A 22,882-nucleotide genomic window follows, 5' to 3' on the forward strand; every position below is an offset into this window, starting at 1 on the left:
GGCTGTTGATACAGAGAACATTTTTACAGCAGCTGACAGAGGAAGGAAGCAAGACCATGAGAGTATTGGCGATAGACAGCTCAGGACTGACAGCAACGGTTGCAGTCGTTGAGGATGAACAGACAATTGCGGAGTATACCGTGAATTATAAGAAGACACATTCGCAGACACTTCTGCCGATGATTGATGAGGTAAAGAAGATGATCGATCTGGATCTGTCCAGCATTGATGCTATTGCTGTGTCAGGAGGTCCGGGCTCTTTTACCGGGCTTAGAATCGGATCTGCTACTGCGAAAGGACTGGGACTTGCTCTCGGAAAACCTCTGATCCATGTTCCGACAGTGGATGCACTGGCCTATAATGTTTATGGATGTGGCGACTTGATCTGCCCAATCATGGATGCCAGAAGAAAACAGGTTTATACAGGATTGTATTCATTTTCACATGAAGTGAAAGATGGAACACATCTGACAGAGGCAGTATTTCATGTGGAAGAACAGCAGATGGCGATTGCAGTAGAAGAGTTGATCAGTAAGCTGAATGCGTATAAACGTCCGGTTGTATTTTTGGGAGACGGAGTACCAGTGTATCGTCAGATGCTTGAAGAGGGACTTGAAGTCCCGTATTCATTTGCCCCATCATACATGAACCGTCAGAGAGCGGCTGTAGTAGGAGCACTTGGTATTGCGTATTATTATGCAGGAAAATATGAGACAGCAGAGGCGCATAAGCCGGATTATCTGCGTGTGTCTCAGGCAGAGCGCGAACGTGCTCAGCGTGAAAAGGAAGCAAAGACAGAAGTGCGTGAGATGACGATTGAAGACGGTGCTGTAGTTGCTGAGATTGAGCACCAGTCATTTTCTGATGCCTGGAGCGAGAAGGCGATTCTAGAGACGCTGGAACAGAACAATAGTGTCTGCTTTGTTGCGGAAAAAGCAGGGAAAAGAGTAGGATATCTGCTTGGCTATACTGCGGTTGATGAAGTGGAGATTGCAAGAATCGCAGTGATTGATGAGATGAAACGTCAGGGGGTTGGTCATGCATTAATGCTAACTTTGAAGGCGTGGAGTAAAGAACATCAGATTGCAAAGGTTCTGCTGGATGTAAGAGAAAGTAATCAGGCAGCAGGAGCATTTTATGCGAGAGAAGGATTCGTAAACGATGGAGTCCGCAAAGCATTCTATCAGGATCCGAAGGAAGATGCAGTACTGATGAGTCTGGAAATAGATAAATAACCAGCAGTTTCCAGTGGAAATTGCGAAAACTGTTTTGTATAATTGAGGCGTAACAAAGGAAGAAAACAGGAATATTCCGTTTTTGTAAATTACAATGATGAGTAACAACATAATTGCTGCTCACAGGAGGAAAACGTATGCGCCAGTATCAGTTGAAAGAAACAAAAGAAATTACGAAAATTATTTGTAACCGGTGTGGAAAAGAAACAAAAGTTGTGAGTGGGATTCCGAAAAGAGAGATGCTTCATGTAGAGCATACCTGGGGGTATTTTTCTGGAAAAGATGGAGAAAGCTGCAGTTTTGATCTGTGCGAGGAGTGTTTTGATGAAATTACAAAGGGGTTCCTCATTCCAACCGAATGTAAAGATGAATGAAAGAGTCTGGTTTGCAGTTTCGGGCAAACCGTAATGGACCAGAAGATAGAGGAATATTATGTTAGATGTATGTTTGCTCGGAAGTGGTGGGATGATGCCGCTTCCTTATCGTTTCCTTACTTCCTTAATGACAAGGTTTAATGGAAGCAGTCTGATGATTGACTGCGGAGAAGGAACACAGGTAGCTGTAAAAGAGAAGGGCTGGAGTTTTAAACCAATCGATGTGATCTGTTTTACTCATTATCATGGGGATCATATCAGTGGACTTCCGGGTCTTCTACTTACAATGGGAAATGCAGACCGTAGGGAACCGTTGACACTGATCGGACCGAAAGGCCTTGAAAGGGTTGTCAGTTGCCTGCGCGTAATTGCGCCGGAACTGCCATTTCCAATCATTTATCAGGAGATTCAGGGAGCGGAGCAGACATTTGAGTTAAATGGATACCGGTTGAAAGCATTTCGTGTGAACCATAATGTACTTTGCTATGGTTATACGATTGAAATTGACCGCGCCGGTAAGTTTGATGTGGAGCGTGCCCGTGCAAATGAGATTCCGCAGAAATACTGGAGTCGCTTACAGAACGGAGAAACTGTAGAAAGTGAAATGGGAATTTTGACACCGGATATGGTGCTCGGTCCACAGAGAAAAGGAATTAAGCTGACTTATACAACAGATACAAGGCCGACAGATTCGATTCGTGAGAATGCGAAAGATTCAGATCTTTTCATCTGTGAAGGCATGTATGGAGAGAAAGAGAAAGCAGCGAAGGCAGTAGAGTATAAGCATATGACATTTTATGAAGCGGCGGAACTGGCGAAAGAAGCGAATGTTGGCGAGATGTGGCTGACACATTATAGCCCGTCACTTACAAAGCCGGAACATTATATGAATGATGTGAAAAAGATATTCCCTCGGGCGAAAGCTGGAAAGGATGGAATGTCTGTTGATCTGATGTTTGAAGATTGAGAGGGATAGAAAATGAGTGAAAGCAAAGAGATTAATATACTGGCGATCGAAAGTTCCTGTGATGAGACAGCGGCAGCAGTAGTACGAAACGGGCGAGAAGTGCGCTCAAATATCATTTCTTCTCAGATTGATCTGCACAAATTATACGGTGGTGTTGTGCCGGAAATTGCATCAAGAAAGCATATTGAGAAGATTAATCAGGTGATTAAAGAGGCGCTTAGTGAAGCAGGGACAACATTAGATGAGATTGACGCAATCGGTGTAACTTATGGACCGGGGCTTGTAGGAGCCCTGCTTGTTGGCGTGGCTGAAGCAAAAGCAATCGCATGGGCGAAAGATATTCCACTGGTTGGAGTGCATCATATTGAGGGACATATTTCTGCAAATTATATCGAACATCCGGATCTTGAGCCACCGTTTGTGTGTCTTGTTGCATCCGGCGGACATACGCATCTTGTATGTGTGAAAGAATATGGAAAATATGAAATCCTCGGAAGAACCAGAGATGATGCAGCGGGTGAAGCTTATGATAAAGTGGCTCGTGCAATCGGGCTCGGTTATCCGGGCGGTCCAAAGATTGACCGTATTGCCAAAGAGGGGAATCCGGATGCAATCCAGTTCCCAAAGGCAAAGGTAAATGATGCAGAGTATGATTTTAGTTTCAGTGGACTGAAATCAGCGGTATTGAATTATATTAATGGCTGTAAGATGAAAGGTGAGACATTTGATCCTGCAGATCTTGCAGCATCTTTCCAGAAGGCAGTAGTAGAAGTTCTTGTGGGTAATTCAATGCGTGCAGTAGAAAAACTCGGCATGAAGAAATTTGCGATTGCGGGAGGAGTTGCGTCTAATTCAGCGCTTCGTGAAGCGATGGAAGAAGCTTGTGAGAAACGTGGAATGAAATTCTACCGTCCGTCACCGATTTACTGTACAGATAATGCGGCAATGATCGGAGCGGCGGCTTATTATGAATACCTTGCCGGAACTCGTTCGGGATGGGATTTGAATGCTGTACCGAACCTGAAGCTTGGAGAGAGATAGAAATATTTTGTGTATCGAGGCATGATTTTGTCATATGGTATAGGTACCGTGAGTATGAATGGAATAAGTGGGAAACGAAAAGTTATCCACACGATTCTTTAAATTGTAATTAGATATGAACAGGATTTTGTGATGAGTTGTGAATAACTTTGCAAAATCCTGTATTTAATGTGAATAACAGGAGAGAAAAATGGAGAAGAAATATTGTACAGCGGTTGTTCTTGCTGGCGGAAGTGGAAAAAGAATGGGGACAAAAGTTCATAAACAGTACTTGATGCTGAAAGGTTATCCTGTACTTTATTATTCTCTGAAAGCATTTCAGGATTCCTCATGGATTGATGAAATCGTTCTTGTCAGCGGTACAGGTGAAGAAGAATATTGTCAAAAAGAAATCGTAGAAAAATATGGTTTTTCAAAAGTACGCAAAATTGTATCTGGAGGAGCAGAGCGATATAATTCTGTTTGGAATGGTCTTCAGCAAATAACAGAAGAAGATGGGTTCGTATATATTCATGACGGGGCGAGACCTTTTGTGGATGATACTATGATTGAACGCGCCTATTCTTGCGTGGAAGAAACAAATGCATGTGTTGCCGGCATGCCTGTAAAGGATACAATCAAAGTTGTGGACGAAAAGAATTATGTGAAAGGCACACCGGAGCGAAAAACACTCTGGCTTGTTCAGACACCACAGGTTTTTAATATCCAGCTGATCAAAGAAGCTTATCAGAAATTAATCAACGAGAAAATCGAAAATGCGACAGATGATGCGATGGTAGTCGAGCAGATGATGGGACATACTGTTAAATTATATCCCGGAGCATATGAAAATATAAAAATCACAACACCGGAAGATCTTCTTGTGGCGGAAGCGTTTCTGTAGGAATATACAAGGGAATTCAAGAAAAGAGGGGGATTTTCCGATGTTGTAAAGTGTGGAAAAAGCCCCAAAAATCAAGGAAAACAAAGAAAGTTAAAAAAATGTGAAAAAAATGAAAAAAAGGTGTTGACATTTAGGTCCACCTTATGATAAGATTATCAGCGTCGCAAGTGAAACGACAACAACTTAATAAGAATTGCTAATCGGCAATGATTAGGTATTATGGAGAGGTATCGAAGTGGTCATAACGAGGCGGTCTTGAAAACCGTTTGTCCGAAAGGGCGCGTGGGTTCGAATCCCACCCTCTCCGTTTTTTATGGAGAAGTACCCAAGCTGGCCGAAGGGGCTCCCCTGGAAAGGGAGTAGGTCGTTAGTAGCGGCGCGAGGGTTCAAATCCCTCCTTCTCCGTTTGTTTTATGAAAACTCATAAAACTTTTTAAAAAAGTTCTTGACAAACAAAAACAGCTATGTTAATATAAACAAGCTGTCGCTTGAAAAGAACGACACAAACAAAGAACCTTGATAACTGAACAATAGACAACAACAACCCTTGAAAATTTCTTTAAGGGAAGATTTTTAAGAACGGTTTTTAAACAAACCAAAACAACAGTAAAAAGGGAAGAATTAGCTAGTTAGTTGATTCTGAACTGGATACAAACACTTTTAACGAGAGTTTGATCCTGGCTCAGGATGAACGCTGGCGGCGTGCTTAACACATGCAAGTCGAACGAAGCACCTTGATTTGATTCTTCGGATGAAGATCTTGGTGACTGAGTGGCGGACGGGTGAGTAACGCGTGGGTAACCTGCCTCATACAGGGGGATAACAGTTAGAAATGACTGCTAATACCGCATAAGACCACAGCACCGCATGGTGCAGGGGTAAAAACTCCGGTGGTATGAGATGGACCCGCGTCTGATTAGGTAGTTGGTGGGGTAACGGCCTACCAAGCCGACGATCAGTAGCCGACCTGAGAGGGTGACCGGCCACATTGGGACTGAGACACGGCCCAAACTCCTACGGGAGGCAGCAGTGGGGAATATTGCACAATGGGGGAAACCCTGATGCAGCGACGCCGCGTGAGCGATGAAGTATTTCGGTATGTAAAGCTCTATCAGCAGGGAAGAAAATGACGGTACCTGACTAAGAAGCACCGGCTAAATACGTGCCAGCAGCCGCGGTAATACGTATGGTGCAAGCGTTATCCGGATTTACTGGGTGTAAAGGGAGCGTAGACGGAGTGGCAAGTCTGATGTGAAAACCCGGGGCTCAACCCCGGGACTGCATTGGAAACTGTCAATCTAGAGTACCGGAGAGGTAAGCGGAATTCCTAGTGTAGCGGTGAAATGCGTAGATATTAGGAGGAACACCAGTGGCGAAGGCGGCTTACTGGACGGTAACTGACGTTGAGGCTCGAAAGCGTGGGGAGCAAACAGGATTAGATACCCTGGTAGTCCACGCCGTAAACGATGACTACTAGGTGTCGGGCAGCAAAGCTGTTCGGTGCCGCAGCAAACGCAATAAGTAGTCCACCTGGGGAGTACGTTCGCAAGAATGAAACTCAAAGGAATTGACGGGGACCCGCACAAGCGGTGGAGCATGTGGTTTAATTCGAAGCAACGCGAAGAACCTTACCTGCTCTTGACATCTCCCTGACCGGCAAGTAATGTTGCCTTTCCTTCGGGACAGGGATGACAGGTGGTGCATGGTTGTCGTCAGCTCGTGTCGTGAGATGTTGGGTTAAGTCCCGCAACGAGCGCAACCCCTATCTTTAGTAGCCAGCGGTTTGGCCGGGCACTCTAGAGAGACTGCCAGGGATAACCTGGAGGAAGGTGGGGATGACGTCAAATCATCATGCCCCTTATGAGCAGGGCTACACACGTGCTACAATGGCGTAAACAAAGGGAGGCAGAACCGCGAGGTCGAGCAAATCCCAAAAATAACGTCTCAGTTCGGATTGTAGTCTGCAACTCGACTACATGAAGCTGGAATCGCTAGTAATCGCGAATCAGAATGTCGCGGTGAATACGTTCCCGGGTCTTGTACACACCGCCCGTCACACCATGGGAGTCAGTAACGCCCGAAGTCAGTGACCCAACCGTAAGGAGGGAGCTGCCGAAGGTGGGACCGATAACTGGGGTGAAGTCGTAACAAGGTAGCCGTATCGGAAGGTGCGGCTGGATCACCTCCTTTCTAAGGAAGAAAAAAGTAGAGAGTTTTTACTGTTGTCTATTGTTGGGTTATCAAGTAACCAAAACTTTTGGTGGCGATGCGCTTAGGGGTAACACCCGTTCCCATCCCGAACACGATGGTAAAGACCTAAGCGGCCGATGGTACTGCACTGGAGACGGTGTGGGAGAGTAGGTGGCCGCCAAATTAAAAAGAAAATAAACCGAGAGGTTCTGCGATAAAGCTGGTCTTCACCAGTGATCAGAGTTTAAAAGAAAGCTTTTAGTCTCTGATGACTGATGAAAAAGTCAGTCAGATGAAGAACTGAATAAGGACTTCATCTTATGTACCTTGAAAACTGCATATAGTAAAAATCAATAGATTTAGATAAATATCTAATCAAGACATCCGAGGTAATGTTAACAACATTAACTTACAGTCTGAAGAAAACAGACTTAAAATAAATTGACTATCACCAACGCATACAACGCTATGTATGTGTGGACATTATCCCATTCCCGTGGGATGAGGTCGAGTTGGTTATGCTGATAAGAGCGTATGGTGGATGCCTTGGCACTAAGAGCCGATGAAAGACGTGATAAGCTGCGAAAAGCTTCGGGGAGGAGCAAATATCCTTTGATCCGGAGATTTCTGAATGGGGAAACCTACTTGAGCAAACCTCAAGTATCCTTAAGCCAATACATAACTTAAGGAAGGGAACCCGGTGAACTGAAACATCTAAGTAGCCGGAGGAAGAGAAAACAACATGTGATTCTGTGAGTAGCGGCGAGCGAAAACGGAAGAGCCCAAACCAGCGTGCGTGCATGCTGGGGTTCGGACCGCGGAATTGATTCAACGAGTTTAGCAGAACGGTTTTGGGAAAGCCGGCCAGAGAGGGTGAAAGCCCCGTAAGCGAAAGACGAGTTGACATGGCGGGATCCAGAGTACCACGAGACACGTGGAACCTTGTGGGAAGATGCGGGGACCACCCCGTAAGGCTAAATACTACTTAGTGACCGATAGCGCATAGTACTGTGAAGGAAAGGTGAAAAGGACCCCGGGAGGGGAGTGAAAAAGAACCTGAAACCATATGTTTACAAGCTGTGGAAGAGCTTTATATGCTCAACCGCGTACTTTTTGTAGAACGGTCCGGCGAGTTACGCTGGCTGGCGAGGTTAAGGACTAAAGGTCCGGAGCCGAAGGGAAACCAAGTCTGAATAGGGCGCATAGTCAGTCGGAGTAGACCCGAAACCGGGTGATCTATCCATGTCCAGGTTGAAGTTGCCGTAAAAGGCAATGGAGGACCGAACCCACATCCGTTGAAAAGGGTGGGGATGAGGTGTGGATAGGGGAGAAATTCCAATCGAACCCGGAGATAGCTGGTTCTCCTCGAAATAGCTTTAGGGCTAGCCTCATACGAGTCTTGCGGAGGTAGAGCACTGAATTCCTAAGGGGGCGTCAAAGCTTACTAAGGGATATCAAACTCCGAATGCCGTGTAGATGATGTATGGGAGTCAGACGATCCGAGATAAGTTGGGTGGTCAAAAGGGAAAGAGCCCAGACCAACAGCTAAGGCCCCAAAATGTGTGTTAAGTGGAAAAGGATGTGGGATTTCGAAGACAACTAGGATGTTGGCTCAGAAGCAGCCATTCATTCAAAGAGTGCGTAATAGCTCACTAGTCGAGAGGTCCTGCGCCGAAAATGTCCGGGGCTAAAACACACTGCCGAAGCTTTGGAATTGAGAATTCAATTGGTAGAGGAGCATTCTTAAAGGGACGAAGCAGTACCGAAAGGAGCTGTGGACTTTTAAGAAGAGAGAATGCCGGAATGAGTAGCGAGAGGAAGGTGGGAATCCTTCCGGCCGAATATCTAAGGTTTCCAGAGTAAAGCTGATCTGCTCTGGGTAAGTCGGGGCCTAAGGCGAGGTCGAAAGACGTAGTCGATGGATAACAGGTTGAAATTCCTGTACTATCCTGTAACAGAACTGTGGGGACACAGGCAGAGAGCGTGAGCCGGGAATGGAAAGACCGGTACAAGCGAGGTAGGAGAAGAGTTGGCAAATCCGCTCTTTAATCTGAAGACGTGATGTGGACTGAAAATAAGTAGGGAAGCACGTGAGCTGACTGTCAAGAAAAGCCGCTATTGTTTGCAGGATACCCGTACCGTAAACCGACACAGGTGGATGAGGAGAGAATCCTAAGGCCGACGGGAGAAGCATTGTTAAGGAACTCGGCAAAATGACTCCGTAACTTCGGGAGAAGGAGTGCCAGTAAGATGGCCGCAGAGAATTGGCCCAAGCAACTGTTTAGCAAAAACACAGGTCTATGCAAAACCGAAAGGTGAGGTATATGGGCTGACGCCTGCCCGGTGCTGGAAGGTTAAGGGGAGAGGTTAGCGCAAGCGAAGCTTTGAACTTAAGCCCCAGTAAACGGCGGCCGTAACTATAACGGTCCTAAGGTAGCGAAATTCCTTGTCGGGTAAGTTCCGACCCGCACGAAAGGCGTAATGATTTGGGCACTGTCTCAACAATGCACCCGGTGAAATTGAAATACCAGTGAAGATGCTGGTTACCTGCGCCAGGACGGAAAGACCCCATGGAGCTTTACTCCAGCTTGATACTGGGATTCGGTATTGCATGTACAGGATAGGTGGGAGGCTAGGAAATGGTAACGCCAGTTGCCATGGAGCCAATGTTGGGATACCACCCTTGCAGTACTGGGTTTCTAACCAGCAGCCGTGATCCGGCTGGGGGACAATGTCAGGTGGGGAGTTTGACTGGGGCGGTCGCCTCCGAAAGGGTATCGGAGGCGCTCAAAGGTTCCCTCAGAATGGTTGGAAACCATTCGAAGAGTGCAAAGGCAGAAGGGAGCTTGACTGCGACACCGACGGGTGGAGCAGGTACGAAAGTAGGACTTAGTGATCCGGTGGTATAAAGTGGGATTGCCATCGCTCAACGGATAAAAGCTACCCTGGGGATAACAGGCTTATCACTCCCAAGAGTTCACATCGACGGAGTGGTTTGGCACCTCGATGTCGGCTCATCGCATCCTGGGGCTGAAGTAGGTCCCAAGGGTTGGGCTGTTCGCCCATTAAAGCGGTACGCGAGCTGGGTTCAGAACGTCGTGAGACAGTTCGGTCCCTATCCGGCGTGGGCGTAAGATATTTGAGAGGAGCTGTCCTTAGTACGAGAGGACCGGGATGGACTGGCCGCTGGTGTATCTGTTGTCTTACCAAAGGCATAGCAGAGTAGCCAAGCCGGGAAGGGATAAACGCTGAAGGCATCTAAGCGTGAAGCCCCCCTCAAGATGAGATATCTCATAACGTCAAGTTAGTAAGACCCCTTGAAGACGACGAGGTAGATAGGGCAGAGGTGGAAGTGTGGTAACACATGGAGCTGACTGTTACTAATAGGTCGAGGGCATAACCAAAGCAGTGATAGGTTTGGATGATGATGTTGGTTTTAACTGTATGTAGTTTTGAAGGTACATAACCTTTAATTAAATATTCCTCCTTAGCTCAGTCGGTAGAGCATTCGGCTGTTAACCGAAGTGTCGTTGGTTCAAGTCCAACAGGGGGAGCTTGAAGATCTTGCAGAAATGTAAGATCTTTTTATTCTCTGATTATCGGATCAGGAGTAGGAAACTAAGAAGTTCGATTTGTCGAATTATTTGAAAAGTTTCAAAAATTAAAAAAATATCAAAAAAGTACTTGCCAAACGGTGATTTATATGATATGATTATAATCGCTGTTGAGGAAGTCGACAGACAAAGTATGGCCCCGTGGTCAAGCGGTTAAGACATCGCCCTTTCACGGCGGTAACACGGGTTCGATTCCCGTCGGGGTCATTTATGCCGATGTGGCTCAATTGGCAGAGCAGCTGATTTGTAATCAGCAGGTTATCGGTTCGAGTCCGATCATCGGCTTGTTCTTAGGAACAGAAATAATCAATTGGACCTTTAGCTCAGTTGGTTAGAGCAACCGGCTCATAACCGGTCGGTCCTGGGTTCGAGTCCCCGAAGGTCCATTTAGCTAGACTGCTTGGAAGTAGTAAGGGGCAGCGAGCTGACAATTAAATATTTGGCCCAGTGGCTCAGTTGGTTAGAGCGCCGCCCTGTCACGGCGGAGGTCGAGAGTTCGAGTCTCTTCTGGGTCGTTCAAGATGCGAGAGCATTTTGAGGAATGCCGCAGTGGCGGAACTGGCAGACGCCCGGGACTTAAAATCCCGTGGGTAGTGATACCCGTACCGGTTCGATTCCGGTCTGCGGCATTATTTTTTCTCTGAGATTTTTGTGAAGTCAATATTTGCAAGAATCTCAGAGTTTTTTGTTTTATGCATTCCATTTGGAGGCAAGGATATTATTCAAAAAATAACGGCATTGCATCTCATCTTACGAGATATAATGCCGTTATTTTAAAGTCTTCACACTTTTCATTAAAAAGTGGACCTGGCGGGAATCGAACCCGCGTCCAAAAACCTGTCCCATGTACTTCTACTATCATAGTCAGTTATTTGACATTCCCTCTGCCGTACGAAAACTAACATCCTTACGGGTTTAGTAGCTTCATAATACGCCTGACAGCTCAAAGCTTTGCCGTCATCGTTTCTCACATAGTCGGTGCCAGATTCCTAAAGTGTGAGTGCTTCAGGGCTGACATGCAGCATTTAGGCTGCAGCTAATTCGAAATTATCGTTAGCGTTTAATTTTAAGTTTGCGATTTAACGCATCAGCCTACGGATAGCTTCTCCATCTTCGAGATCCCTGTCGAAACCAGTACAAGCCCTGATCAGGGTAGAGTAATAAATACTCTCTACTGTAACAGACACATTCTCTTGTGTGCTGTACATACTAATATAGTAAAAAGAAATATAAATGTCAAGTGATTATTGCGTTAAAAGAAGTGAAAAAGCAGTAAAAATTTAGCATTTTTAATGTCATTTCACATATTTTTTATAAAGATAATTACTGTCAGACAGGGAAGAATGTGTTAATATAATAATATGAGTAATTATAAATCTTAACAAGAAAATTCGGAAAAAGGAGAGGTTTCTTATGCCAACAACATACGCACATTATAAATTCGGAAAAGAGGTGCTCAGCGCACTTCCAAGACCCCTTCAGAATTCTATAGAAGCGCATAGAGAGTTGTTTGATATTGGGTTACATGGACCGGATATTTTATTTTATTATAATGCATTAAAGAAAGATCCGGTGAATGAACAGGGGCATACACTTCATGAACAATTTGCCGATGAGTTTTTCCATCATGCTGTTGAAGTGATTGAGAAAGCAAAAGATCCGGCAGCGGCGCGTGCATATATTTATGGATTTATCTGTCATTTTGCTTTAGACAGTGAATGCCATCCTTATGTTGAAAAAATTATGCAGGTCGGAAGAGTTTCACACAATGAGATTGAGATGGAACTGGATCGAATGATGCTGACGGAAGATTATCATGATCCTTTGCGCTATCTGACAGCAAAGCACATTCAGCCGAAGATGGAGTATGCGGAAGTGATCGCACCATTTTTCAAAGATGTAACAGCCGAGCAGATCTATAAGGCATTAAAAGGGATGGTTTTTTATCATAAGCTGTTTCTGGCACCGACATCTGGAAAGCGAAAAGCGTTGTTTCTTGGGATGAAGGCAGTGGGGAAATACGATTCATTGCATGACATAGTGATGAGTGTAAAGCCAGATCCGTTATGTCAGAAATATTGTAAGGTTTTGAAACGGCAATATTCAGGTGCAGTGCCGTTAGCTGCGAGTTTGATCGTACAGTATCAGAAGAAATTATTCCAGGATACACCGCTTCCGGAACGTTTTCATGAAACATTTGGTGCAGGAGAAGAGTGGGAGAAACTGCGCCTGTAGAGAATCGAAGAAAAGAGCAACAGACTGCTTGCCAGGAGAGATGCAGAAGAAGAGAAAAAGAGTCAGGAGAATGTAGATGAAGGAATTCGTTAAAGTGCAGGATATCACGAAAACTTATAAAATGGGTGAAGTTGAGATTCATGCAGTGGATCACATCAGCTTTTCGATTGAGCAGGGAGAACTTGTTGTAATCGTTGGACCAAGTGGTGCAGGTAAAACAACTGTGCTTAATATTCTCGGCGGAATGGATACGGCAACAAGCGGGAAGCTGTATGTAGATGGAAAAGATATTACAGCTTATAATTCCAAACAGCTGACAGGATACCGCAGAGATGACATCGGATTTGTTTTTCAGTTTTATAATCTTGTGCCGAATCTGACCGCATTGGAAAATGTTGAGCTTGCATTGCAGATCAGTAAGGATCCGTTGGATGCACAGGCAGTTTTGGAGGAAGTTGGTCTGGGGGAACGGAAGAATAATTTTCCGGCACAGCTTTCTGGCGGTGAGCAGCAGCGAGTTTCAATCGCGAGAGCATTAGCGAAGAACCCAAAGCTTTTGCTTTGTGATGAGCCAACAGGTGCATTGGATTACAATACAGGAAAATCAATTTTGAAATTACTTCAGAATATGTGTAGAGAAAAGGGAATGACAGTTATTATCATTACACATAATCAGGCACTTGCGCCGATGGCAGATCGATTGATTCATATAAAAAATGGACAGGTAGCAAGAATAGAATCTAATGAGAATCCGACTTCGATTGATGAAATTGAATGGTAGGGGATGTGGATGAAGAAAGCATTACGAAAAAACTTTTATATGGAGATCCGTCATAGCCTTGGACGTTTTTTATCCATTTTCTTTATTGTTGCGATAGGATGTGCATTCTTTTCCGGAATCCGTGCATCAGAGCCGGATATGAGATATTCAGGAGATGCATATTTCGATGAGAAGAACCTGATGGATATTCAGGTAATGAGTACAATGGGACTGACAAAAGATGATCTGGATGCAATTCGTGCTGTGGATGGTGTATTGGATGCAGAAGGAAGCTATGCAACAGATGTACTTTGTACGATTCGGGGAAACCAGGTAGCAGTTCATGTTATGGCGCTCCAGGATAAGATGAATCAAGTTCAGTTAGAAGATGGCAGGCTTCCGGAAAAGGAAAATGAATGTGTAATAGATGCAGATTATCTGGATGGAAAGAATCTGAAGATTGGGGATAAGATCACATTATCGAGTGGGACTTCGGATTCTTTGGAAGATACACTTAAGACAGATACATTTACCATTGTTGGTACGGTCAGCAGTCCGGAGTATATTGCATTTCACAGAGGCAGTACAACAATTGGAAATGGAAGTGTCAGTGCCTTTCTTTGCGTTCCGGAGAAAGCATTTTCATTAGATGTGTATACAGAGATTACAGTGCAGGTTGAAGGTGCAAAGGAAGCGACTGCATTTACGAAAGAATATGAAGAACATGTGGATTCTGTGCTGAAAAAGGTTCAGGCAATTAAAGCGGAAAGAGAACAGGCCAGATATGATGAGATTACTTCGACAGCGCAGGAAAAAGTGGATGAAGCACAAGATGAGTTAGCTCAGGCAGAACAGGATCTGGCGGATGGAAAAAAAGAGGCGGAAGAAGAACTTGCAAGTGCAAGAGAGAAACTTGATGCAGCGCAGAAAGAACTTGAACGAGGAAGAAATCAGCTGGCAGCTTCGAAGCTTGAACTGGAGCAGTCGAGAAATCTTCTGATATCAAAGCAAAAGGAGCTGGATCAGTCCAAAGCACAAGTTGAGCAGGGTGCACAGGAACTTAGCGAAAAACAGATTGCACTTACAACATTAAGAAATCAGCTGGCACAACTAAAAGAGCAGGAAGAAAGTCTGGAAGATCAGAGACAAGAACTTTTAGCGCAACAGACACAGATGCAGCAAAAGAAAGACGAGCTTCTGAAAGCAAAGGAAGAATTGCAGCAACAGGCAGAAGACTATCAGTCTGCGTATCAGCAGATTTATCAGCCGTTGAAACAGTCTTATGAAGAACTAAATACACAGTATGAACTTCTTTTACAGAACTATGAGGCACTGAAAGAAGAATACGACCGGAAGCAGGAAGCAGGAGAAGAAGATCCGGAATTAAAGGCTCAGTTAGAACAGTTGGAAGCTGAAAAAACAGCAATGGAAGAGAAGTTGACTGAATTGAAAGCAAATCTGGATAAAATGGAACTGGAGGCGAAAGCTGCCGAAGCGGAGATTCAGAAAAACCAGACAAAGATCGAAGCCGGATTGACGCAGATTAACGAAGGGCTTCCAGCAGTTGAAGCCGGGATAGCTCAGATTGAAGAAGGTATTCTGGTATTGCAGGATAATATACAGAAACTGACGGATGTGTTGACACAGGGAGATGCTGCAATCCTTACCGCAAGGCGGCAGATAGATCAGGCAAAGGCGCAGATTACATCCGGTCAGCAGCAGATTGACAGCGGATGGCAGCAGATCAGTGAGGGACAGAAGAAGATTGAGGAGGCACAGCAGCAGTTAAGCAGCGGAACAAAGGAGCTGGAAGACGGTTGGGCAGTGTATGAGGAAGGTCGTATAGAAGCTCAGAAGAAGATTGAAGATGGAGAGCGGCAGATTACAGAAGCAAGAGAAGAGCTTGCGAAAGCACAGCAGAAGATTGATGATCTTGAAAAGCCAAAGTGGTATGTTTATGATCGGAACAATCTGGCAGAATACAGTGGATACGGAGATAATGCAGACCGTATGCGGGCAATCGGTAAAGTGTTCCCACTCATTTTCTTTCTTGTTGCAGCATTGATCAGTCTGACAACAATGACACGAATGGTAGAGGAGGAGAGAACGCAGATCGGTACTTTGAAGGCTCTCGGATATGGAAATGCTTCAATTGTTGGAAAATATCTCTGGTATGCGATCCTTGCGACATTAACCGGTGGTGTTTTCGGAATTCTGATTGGAGAAAAGATAATTCCATATATCATTATCACTGCATATAAGATCTTGTATCGTCATATGTATGATGTTGTGATCCCGTATAATTTGTATTATGCTGTAACAGCATGTGCAGCGGCACTTGCATGTACAGTAATCGCAACACTATTCTCATGTATGAAAGAATTACGAGAGCAGGCAGCAGAATTGATGCGTCCGCCGACACCAAAACAGGGAAAACGAGTATTTCTGGAACGAGTTCCGTTTATCTGGAAAAATCTGAATTTCACATGGAAATCGACCGTGCGTAATCTGGTGCGGTATAAAAAACGCTTCTTCATGACAGTATTTGGAATTGGCGGTTGTATGGGTATGATGTTGTTTGGTTTTGGATTAAAAGATTCTATTTCAGCAATCGTTCCGCTTCAATACGAACAGATTCAGCTTTATGATGGAGACGTTATTTTAAAGGAAGATGTGACAGAAGAAGAGAGAATTGAGGTTCAGAAAGAACTGGATACGGATAAGAAGGTATCGGTGACTGCAGAAAATCTTTTGAAAAATATTGAGATCAGTTCAGGAGAGTCTTCTCAGGAAGTTTATTTAGATGTACCAAAAGATGTGGAAGCATTCAAAAAGTTTGTCGTGATCCGGGATCGGAAAACAAAAGAAATTTATTCATTGGATGATAAAGGAGCAATCCTGACTGAAAAAGTAGCGAAACTGCTGGAAGTCAATGTCGGTGATAAATTAACGATTGATACAGATGATGGAGAGAAAACGGTCTTGATCAGTGCAATCTGTGAGAACTATATGGGACATTATCTCTATATGACATCTGAAGTCTATGAAAAGACATTCGGTGAGGCTCCGGTCTATAATTCAATTTATTATAGAACTCAGGACCGTACAACAGAGGAGGCAAAGGATGTCGGCGAAAATATAATGAAGTGTGATGGAACACTTAGCATCAGCTATACGACAAGCCTGAAAAAGCAGGTGGATCATATGCTGGAGAGTCTGGACATCGTGATTATTGTATTGATTATTTCAGCAGGAATGCTGGCGTTTGTAGTGCTGTATAATCTGAATAATATTAACATTACAGAGCGCAAGAGAGAACTGGCAACATTAAAGGTACTTGGATTTTATGACAAGGAAGTTTCTTCTTATGTTTACAGAGAGAATATCCTGCTGACCTTGATTGGGGCACTGGCGGGATTGTTGATCGGAAAAATTCTGCACCGCTTTATTGTTGAGACAGTGGAGATTGATTCGGTTATGTTTGGACGAAATATCGATCCACCAAGTTTCCTGTATGCCTTTCTTCTGACAGTGGCTTTTTCATTGTTTGTCAATGGAGTGATGTATTTTAAGTTAAAGAAGATTAACATGGTTGAATCACTCAAGAGTGTAGAATAAGACAGATTTGTCAGGAAATATAATAACGAACATAATAATGGATTGCAGAGAAGCTGCATGGAATATAGATATAATTGTGAAATGTTCCATGACAGCTTCTTTGTTGTTGACGGCCGCATATAGCGTAAGCAGCAACCGCACGTAGCATGAACAGTAACTTTTTGTTAAAAAGCACTTGAAATATACCTGTAGGGGGTATATATTAATAATTAGAAAATATACCCCCTGGGGGTTATACGACAGGAGAAATACAATGGAAGAAAAGAAAGTCTGTCCGGGATGTTGTCACAAGACAAAGGACCGCCCGGAAAAAGAATATAAAGATCTGATGAATCGTCTGAGTAGAATTGAAGGACAAGTCAGGGGAGTTCGAAGGATGGTTGAAGAAGGCGCGTATTGTCCGGATATTCTGATTCAGGTATCTGCGGTGAATGCGGCTCTGAATAGTTTCAATAAAGTGCTTTTGGCAAACCATATCCGGACATGTGTGGCAGATGATATCCGGGATGGAAAAGATGAAACGATTGACGAGCTCGTGACGACACTTCAGAAATTGATGCGATAAAAGATCTGAAGAGAGATCTGGCACAAAAAGTCCGGATCACAACTTGAAGGAGGAGTAAGATGGAACAATATAATGTGACGGGAATGAGCTGTGCAGCCTGCAGTGCCCGTGTTGAGAAAGCGGTTGGAAAAGTCCCCGGAGTTGAGAACTGTTCAGTCAGTCTTCTGACGAATTCCATGGGGGTGGAAGGCACAGCAACAGTAGATGCGGTCATTGCGGCTGTTGAGGAAGCTGGATATGGGGCAACGTTGAAATCTGCAAAGAATGAAAGGCATGGAATGAATCAAAGTGAGCAGAACTGTGCGGAAGATGCGTTGAAAGATAGGGATACACCGAAGATGAAAAGGCGTCTGATCGCTTCTTTGTGTTTTTTGATTCCGCTCATGTATCTGTCAATGGGGCATATGATGTGGGGCTGGCCACTTCCGGTATTTCTGGAAGGGAATCATGTGGCGATGGGGCTGGCGCAGCTCCTGTTAACGACAATCGTTATGGTGATCAATCAGAAGTTTTTTATCAGTGGATGGAAAGGCATGATCCATAGAGCACCAAATATGGATACGCTGGTTGCACTCGGTGCAGGTGCATCTTATGGATATAGCGTGTATGCATTATTCGCTATGACAGCAGCGCAGACGGCAGGCGATATGGATCATGTGATGGAGCTGATGCATGAATTTTATTTTGAATCAGCAGCAATGATTTTAACGTTGATCACAGTCGGAAAGATGCTTGAAGCGCATTCAAAGGGAAAGACAACAGATGCATTAAAAAGCCTTATGAAGCTGGCACCAAAGACAGCAACGCTCCTGCGTGATGGAAAAGAACAGGAAGTTTCGATTGACCAGGTGAGAAGAGGAGATCAGTTTGTTGTAAGACCTGGGGAGAATATTCCGGTGGATGGAATTGTTCTGGAAGGAAACAGTGCAGTAGATGAAGCTGCCCTGACCGGAGAGAGTATACCGGTAGATAAAGCAGAAGGGGATAAAGTGTCTGCGGCTACAATGAATCAGTCAGGTTTTCTGCGTTGCGAGGCGACGAGAGTTGGCGAGGATACGACATTATCACAGATCATTCAGATGGTAAGTGATGCGGCAGCAACAAAAGCGCCAATTGCCAAAGTGGCAGATAAAGTTTCAGGAGTATTTGTTCCGGCAGTTATTTCTATTGCAGTTGTCACAATGATCGTATGGCTGCTTGTCGGAGAGCCTGTTGGATTTGCACTTGCAAGGGGAATTTCTGTTCTGGTGATCAGCTGCCCGTGTGCATTAGGTCTGGCCACTCCGGTTGCAATTATGGTTGGAAATGGAATGGGCGCGAAGAATGGAATCATGTTTAAGACAGCTGTTTCGCTGGAAGAGACAGGAAAGACGGAGATTGTCGCACTGGATAAGACAGGAACAATCACAAGTGGAGAACCGAAGGTGACAGATCTGCTCCCTGCGGACGGAATGACAGAACATGAATTATTATTTTTTGCAAATGCATTGGAGAAGAAAAGTGAGCATCCGCTTGCCCGGGCAATTCTTGCAAAGGCAGAAGAAAATGGGGAAGCAGAGCAGAAAAGTGAAATCACACAGTTTCAGGCAGTTCCGGGAAATGGTCTGTCAGGAAAACTTGGAGAGGACTGGCTGTACGGAGGCAATTTTAAATTCATTTCTGACAAAATGAAGATTTCTGCCAGCATAAAAGAACAGGCGGAACGGTTGGCACAGCAAGGAAAGACACCGCTGTTCTTTGGAAGGAATGAGCAGTTCCTTGGCATGATCGCAGTTGCGGATGTGATCAAGGAAGATAGTCCACAGGCAGTGAAAGAACTTCAGAATATGGGAATCCATGTTGTTATGCTGACCGGAGATAATGAGCGCACAGCGAAGGCAATTGGTGAGCAGGCAGGTGTGGATGAAGTGATCGCAGGTGTTCTTCCGGAAGGAAAAGAACAGGTGATCCGCAAGCTGAAAGAAAAAGGAAAGGTTGCGATGGTAGGTGACGGTATCAATGACGCACCGGCACTGACCAGGGCAGATATGGGAATTGCCATTGGAGCGGGGACAGATATTGCAATCGATGCAGCGGATGTTGTGCTGATGAAGAGCCGGTTAAGTGACGTGCCGGCGGCAATCCGTATGAGCCGTGCAACATTGCGCAACATTCATGAGAATCTGTTCTGGGCATTTTTCTATAATGCGATAGGAATTCCACTGGCAGCAGGAATCTGGATCCCGGTCTTTGGTTGGAAATTAAATCCGATGTTCGGAGCGGCGGCAATGAGCCTGTCCAGCTTCTGTGTAGTAACAAATGCATTGAGACTGAATCTGTTTAAAATGCACGATGCCAGCAAAGACAGAAAAAGAAAGATGAAAAAGGTAGAAACAGCAGAAAATACTGTTTCAGATATTGTCTTAGCAGACAAAAATGAGTCAGAAAACAAGGAGGAGACAAAGATGACAAAGACAATGAAAATCGAAGGAATGATGTGTGGACACTGTGAGGCGGCTGTGAAGAAAGCTCTCGAGGCACTTGAGCAGGTTGATACAGCAGAAGTCAGCCATGAGGCCGGAACAGCAGTTGTGACACTGAATTCTGAAATCAGTAATGAAGTGCTGAAAAAGACAGTCGAAGACAAAGATTATACAGTAACAGCGATCGAGGATTAATCCAAGAGGTCCCCTGCAGAAATGAAAGATTCTGCAGGGGACCTCTTGGATTAATCCTTGTATACAATCTTCCCATCACAGATTGTATATTTTACTTTTCCATACAATTCCCATCCGGTAAATGGAGAATTAGAAGACTTAGAAGCATAAGTCTCAGGAGTCCATTTCTCATTCGGATCAAACAGTACAAGATCAGCTGATTTTCCTTCTGCGACAGAACCGCACGGAAGGTGATACAGGCTGGCAGGATTGATCGTCATCTTCTCAATCAGCTGGCTTAATGTCAGGTGTCCCGGACGTACAAGGGAAGTGATTCCGAGAGCAAGGGAAGTCTCAAGACCAATAATACCGCTTGGTGTTTGGGTGATAGGACGGGATTTCTCTTCCGTACTGTGTGGCGCGTGGTCTGTAGCAATCAGATCAATCGTACTGTCTTTGAGACCTTCGATGATAGCAAGGCGGTCATTTTCTGTACGAAGCGGTGGGTTCATCTTGGCAAGTGCGCCGTATTTTAATACAGCTTCATCTGTCAAAGTGAAATGATGCGGAGTTGCCTCTGCATGCAGATTTGCTCCCATAGCTTTAAAGGTACGTACCAGTTCAACGGACTGTCCGGAGCTGATATGCTGGATCACGACCTGTGCACCGGAACGAAGCGCCAGCAGACAATCTCTGGCAACAAGAGATTCTTCAGCAATCGAAGGAGATCCGTAGATGCCCAGCGCATCAGATACAGGTCCGTGATTGATTCCGTTTGTTTCAATAAATGCAGGATCTTCTTCATGAAGACTGATCGGAAGGTCAAGTGCCTTCGCCTCTTCCATGGCCTTATAGAGAAATGCAGCGTTCTTAAGAGGGATTCCGTCATCTGTGAATCCACAGGCACCGGCAGCGGCAAGTTCCTTCATAGAAGTCATCTCTTCACCCTTGAGTCCGCAGGAGACAGCAGCAGCCTGGAAAATATGGATGTCTTCCAAAGCCTCCCGTTCCATCAGTTCTTTGAGAACCGGAACAGAATCGATGACCGGTGAAGTATTTGCCATACAGATCACGGAAGTAAATCCACCGGCAGCAGCTGCTAGAGATCCGGTATGGAGATCTTCTTTATAAGTAAATCCGGGATCGCGGAAATGAATGTGTGTGTCAACAAGTCCTGGAGAAATCATAAGTCCTGCAGCATCAAGCTCATCCTCTCCATTTTCAGGTGTCAGAGTTCCGGCATCTGCGAGTGTCTGGATCAGACCGTCTGTGATGCGAAGGTCGACAAGACGTTCTGTATCAGATGCAGGATCAATTAGAAAACCATTTTTTATAAGCATAATTCATCCTCCTTTTGCTGTTAAGTATACCGTATTTTTGATAGAGATTCAAATTTATTAGAAAATGTGTTATCATAAACACACTGTAACATGAAAAGAAAGAAGGCAGAAAGGTTGATCTCTGAATTTTACCGGATCTAGACAATCGTTCTGCGGAAAGAAGGAGTAAATGAAAGAATACGATTATCTGATTGTCGGAGCAGGTCTTTATGGAGCTGTCATGGCACATGAATTAAAGAAAAAAGGGAAGAAATGTCTTGTGATTGACCGAAGAGATCATATTGCAGGAAATATTTACTGTGAGGACATAGAAGGAATCCATGTACATAAATATGGTGCACATATTTTCCATACGTCTGATAAAAAGATATGGGATTACATGAATCAGTTCGCGGAATTTAATAATTACATCAATTCACCGGTAGCAGTTTATAAAGATGAACTTTATAACCTGCCATTTAATATGAATACATTCAGTAAGATGTGGAATATCCGCACACCACAGGAAGCAAAAGAGATTATTGAAAAACAGCGCAAAGAGACAGGAATCACAGATCCACAGAATCTGGAGGAACAGGCACTTTTTCTTGGCGGAAGAGATATCTATGAGAAGCTGATCAAGGGTTATACAGAGAAACAGTGGGGAAGAAAGTGTACAGAACTTCCGGCATTTATTATCAAACGTCTGCCATTCCGATTTGTTTACGATAATAACTATTTCAATGACAGATATCAGGGAATTCCGGTTGGCGGTTATACAGCAATCGTTGAGAAGATGCTGGAAGGAACAGAAGTTCGTACAGGGATTGATTTCTTTGAATTCAGAAAAGAGAATCCGGAGATTGCAGAGAAGATTATTTTTACAGGAATGATCGATGAATATTTTGGATATCAGCTGGGAGCATTGGAGTATCGTTCTGTCAGATTTGAGACAGAAGTTCTTGATTGTGAGAACTATCAGGGAAATGCTGTTGTCAATTACACAGAGCGTGAAGTTCCGTATACAAGAATTATCGAGCATAAGCATTTTGAGTTTGGCAAGCAGGAGAAGACGGTTATTTCCAGAGAGTATTCATCAGAATGGAGTGTTGGCATGGAACCATACTATCCGGTAAATGATGAGAAGAATAATGCATTGTTTGAAGAATACAAGAAGCTTGCAGAAAAGGAAGAAAATGTAATCTTTGGCGGACGACTGGGAGATTATAAATATTATGACATGGATAAAGTTGTTGCCGCAGCTCTTGACAGACTGGAAGAATTCAATTAATATGAGAGTCACACTTCAGTCGTTCTGACTGAAGAATCAGGAAAGATTCTGAAGAGTAGTTCGTATCAGATTCTGATAATTTTCAATTGGACAGGTATTGTATCGTGTGCGGTGTGGGGCCGCACACGTTTAGATGACAGATCGCAGTAGAATT

12 protein-coding genes, 8 tRNA genes, 3 rRNA genes and 1 other RNA gene are annotated in these 22,882 nt (G+C 44.4%); 22 read left to right on the plus strand and 2 right to left on the minus strand.

What is annotated here, in order from left to right; translation table 11 throughout:
- Positions 1 to 56 precede the first annotated feature (56 nt).
- The 16 genes from tsaB (at position 57) to ACZ47Z_RS03965 (ending at position 10,933) form a co-directional block, all read left to right on the plus strand.
- On the plus strand, positions 57 to 1,235 hold the full coding sequence (tsaB, locus tag ACZ47Z_RS03890; RefSeq protein WP_464526043.1) for a tRNA (adenosine(37)-N6)-threonylcarbamoyltransferase complex dimerization subunit type 1 TsaB: 1,179 nt from the start codon (positions 57 to 59) through the stop codon (positions 1,233 to 1,235).
- A 137-nt stretch (positions 1,236 to 1,372) separates the two neighbouring features.
- Positions 1,373 to 1,609 (plus strand): hypothetical protein, encoded by a 237-nt coding sequence (locus ACZ47Z_RS03895; protein WP_015529908.1) that lies wholly within the window; start codon positions 1,373 to 1,375, stop codon positions 1,607 to 1,609.
- 58 nt (positions 1,610 to 1,667) lie between these two features.
- Positions 1,668 to 2,576: a ribonuclease Z gene (locus ACZ47Z_RS03900; protein WP_020435984.1), complete on the plus strand. Its 909-nt coding sequence runs from the start codon at positions 1,668 to 1,670 to the stop codon at positions 2,574 to 2,576.
- 12 nt (positions 2,577 to 2,588) lie between these two features.
- The gene (gene tsaD, locus ACZ47Z_RS03905; RefSeq protein ID WP_055166698.1) at positions 2,589 to 3,617 is read left to right on the plus strand and encodes a tRNA (adenosine(37)-N6)-threonylcarbamoyltransferase complex transferase subunit TsaD; all 1,029 of its coding nucleotides are present in this window, start codon (positions 2,589 to 2,591) and stop codon (positions 3,615 to 3,617) included.
- Positions 3,618 to 3,807: 190 nt separating this feature from the next.
- Complete coding sequence (ispD, locus tag ACZ47Z_RS03910; protein WP_055148809.1) at positions 3,808 to 4,500, plus strand: 2-C-methyl-D-erythritol 4-phosphate cytidylyltransferase; 693 nt, start codon at positions 3,808 to 3,810, stop codon at positions 4,498 to 4,500.
- A gap of 221 nt (positions 4,501 to 4,721) precedes the next feature.
- Positions 4,722 to 4,807, plus strand: a tRNA-Ser gene (locus ACZ47Z_RS03915).
- Positions 4,808 to 4,815: 8 nt separating this feature from the next.
- Positions 4,816 to 4,905 (plus strand) — tRNA-Ser (locus ACZ47Z_RS03920).
- 254 nt (positions 4,906 to 5,159) lie between these two features.
- Positions 5,160 to 6,690, plus strand: a 16S ribosomal RNA gene (locus ACZ47Z_RS03925).
- A 66-nt stretch (positions 6,691 to 6,756) separates the two neighbouring features.
- Positions 6,757 to 6,874 (plus strand): 5S ribosomal RNA (rrf, locus tag ACZ47Z_RS03930).
- 330 nt (positions 6,875 to 7,204) lie between these two features.
- Positions 7,205 to 10,094: ribosomal RNA gene (locus ACZ47Z_RS03935) — 23S ribosomal RNA — on the plus strand.
- Together the 16S, 23S and 5S rRNA genes with 8 tRNA genes alongside form the textbook arrangement of a ribosomal RNA operon.
- Before the next feature lie 77 nt (positions 10,095 to 10,171).
- A tRNA-Asn gene (locus tag ACZ47Z_RS03940) sits at positions 10,172 to 10,244 on the plus strand.
- A 195-nt stretch (positions 10,245 to 10,439) separates the two neighbouring features.
- A tRNA-Glu gene (locus tag ACZ47Z_RS03945) sits at positions 10,440 to 10,511 on the plus strand.
- A gap of 5 nt (positions 10,512 to 10,516) precedes the next feature.
- A tRNA-Thr gene (locus tag ACZ47Z_RS03950) sits at positions 10,517 to 10,589 on the plus strand.
- 27 nt (positions 10,590 to 10,616) lie between these two features.
- Positions 10,617 to 10,690, plus strand: a tRNA-Ile gene (locus ACZ47Z_RS03955).
- Between the two features lie 55 nt (positions 10,691 to 10,745).
- Positions 10,746 to 10,819 (plus strand) — tRNA-Asp (locus tag ACZ47Z_RS03960).
- Between the two features lie 28 nt (positions 10,820 to 10,847).
- Positions 10,848 to 10,933: transfer RNA gene (locus tag ACZ47Z_RS03965), tRNA-Leu, on the plus strand.
- A gap of 170 nt (positions 10,934 to 11,103) precedes the next feature.
- Here ACZ47Z_RS03965 and ssrA read toward each other — a convergent pair.
- Positions 11,104 to 11,448: a transfer-messenger RNA gene (gene ssrA / locus ACZ47Z_RS03970) on the minus strand.
- A gap of 269 nt (positions 11,449 to 11,717) precedes the next feature.
- On the opposite strand from ssrA, the gene ACZ47Z_RS03975 reads away from it, so the two are divergent.
- The 5 genes from ACZ47Z_RS03975 to ACZ47Z_RS03995 all read left to right on the plus strand — a co-directional run bounded on the left by ACZ47Z_RS03975 (position 11,718) and on the right by ACZ47Z_RS03995 (position 20,139).
- Entirely contained in the window at positions 11,718 to 12,539 is an 822-nt protein-coding gene (locus ACZ47Z_RS03975; RefSeq protein WP_020437313.1) for a zinc dependent phospholipase C family protein, read from the plus strand.
- Between the two features lie 76 nt (positions 12,540 to 12,615).
- Positions 12,616 to 13,320 carry an ABC transporter ATP-binding protein gene (locus ACZ47Z_RS03980; RefSeq protein ID WP_054753705.1) on the plus strand — a complete coding sequence of 235 codons (705 nt, stop codon included), beginning with the start codon at positions 12,616 to 12,618 and terminating at the stop codon, positions 13,318 to 13,320.
- 9 nt (positions 13,321 to 13,329) lie between these two features.
- Positions 13,330 to 16,917: an FtsX-like permease family protein gene (locus tag ACZ47Z_RS03985; RefSeq protein WP_054753707.1), complete on the plus strand. Its 3,588-nt coding sequence runs from the start codon at positions 13,330 to 13,332 to the stop codon at positions 16,915 to 16,917.
- A 253-nt stretch (positions 16,918 to 17,170) separates the two neighbouring features.
- Positions 17,171 to 17,482 carry a metal-sensing transcriptional repressor gene (locus ACZ47Z_RS03990; protein ID WP_015529301.1) on the plus strand — a complete coding sequence of 104 codons (312 nt, stop codon included), beginning with the start codon at positions 17,171 to 17,173 and terminating at the stop codon, positions 17,480 to 17,482.
- Positions 17,483 to 17,541: 59 nt separating this feature from the next.
- Positions 17,542 to 20,139 carry a heavy metal translocating P-type ATPase gene (locus ACZ47Z_RS03995; RefSeq protein ID WP_226901139.1) on the plus strand — a complete coding sequence of 866 codons (2,598 nt, stop codon included), beginning with the start codon at positions 17,542 to 17,544 and terminating at the stop codon, positions 20,137 to 20,139.
- Positions 20,140 to 20,189: 50 nt separating this feature from the next.
- On the opposite strand, the gene ACZ47Z_RS04000 is transcribed toward ACZ47Z_RS03995, so the two are convergent.
- On the minus strand, positions 20,190 to 21,458 hold the full coding sequence (locus ACZ47Z_RS04000; RefSeq protein ID WP_464525899.1) for a dihydroorotase: 1,269 nt from the start codon (positions 21,456 to 21,458) through the stop codon (positions 20,190 to 20,192).
- A gap of 169 nt (positions 21,459 to 21,627) precedes the next feature.
- On the opposite strand from ACZ47Z_RS04000, the gene glf reads away from it, so the two are divergent.
- Complete coding sequence (gene glf, locus ACZ47Z_RS04005) at positions 21,628 to 22,728, plus strand: UDP-galactopyranose mutase (protein ID WP_015529304.1); 1,101 nt, start codon at positions 21,628 to 21,630, stop codon at positions 22,726 to 22,728.
- Positions 22,729 to 22,882 lie beyond the last annotated feature (154 nt).

The sequence above is a fragment of the Mediterraneibacter faecis genome (assembly GCF_055383675.1).

Coding starts and splice junctions, on each gene's coding strand:
- tsaB (WP_464526043.1), top strand. CDS start 57: ATGAGAGTATTGGCGATAGACAGCTCAGGACTGACAGCAACGGTTGCA.
- ACZ47Z_RS03895 (WP_015529908.1), top strand. CDS start 1,373: ATGCGCCAGTATCAGTTGAAAGAAACAAAAGAAATTACGAAAATTATT.
- ACZ47Z_RS03900 (WP_020435984.1), top strand. CDS start 1,668: ATGTTAGATGTATGTTTGCTCGGAAGTGGTGGGATGATGCCGCTTCCT.
- tsaD (WP_055166698.1), top strand. CDS start 2,589: ATGAGTGAAAGCAAAGAGATTAATATACTGGCGATCGAAAGTTCCTGT.
- ispD (WP_055148809.1), top strand. CDS start 3,808: ATGGAGAAGAAATATTGTACAGCGGTTGTTCTTGCTGGCGGAAGTGGA.
- ACZ47Z_RS03975 (WP_020437313.1), top strand. CDS start 11,718: ATGCCAACAACATACGCACATTATAAATTCGGAAAAGAGGTGCTCAGC.
- ACZ47Z_RS03980 (WP_054753705.1), top strand. CDS start 12,616: ATGAAGGAATTCGTTAAAGTGCAGGATATCACGAAAACTTATAAAATG.
- ACZ47Z_RS03985 (WP_054753707.1), top strand. CDS start 13,330: ATGAAGAAAGCATTACGAAAAAACTTTTATATGGAGATCCGTCATAGC.
- ACZ47Z_RS03990 (WP_015529301.1), top strand. CDS start 17,171: ATGGAAGAAAAGAAAGTCTGTCCGGGATGTTGTCACAAGACAAAGGAC.
- ACZ47Z_RS03995 (WP_226901139.1), top strand. CDS start 17,542: ATGGAACAATATAATGTGACGGGAATGAGCTGTGCAGCCTGCAGTGCC.
- ACZ47Z_RS04000 (WP_464525899.1), bottom strand. CDS start 21,458: ATGCTTATAAAAAATGGTTTTCTAATTGATCCTGCATCTGATACAGAA.
- glf (WP_015529304.1), top strand. CDS start 21,628: ATGAAAGAATACGATTATCTGATTGTCGGAGCAGGTCTTTATGGAGCT.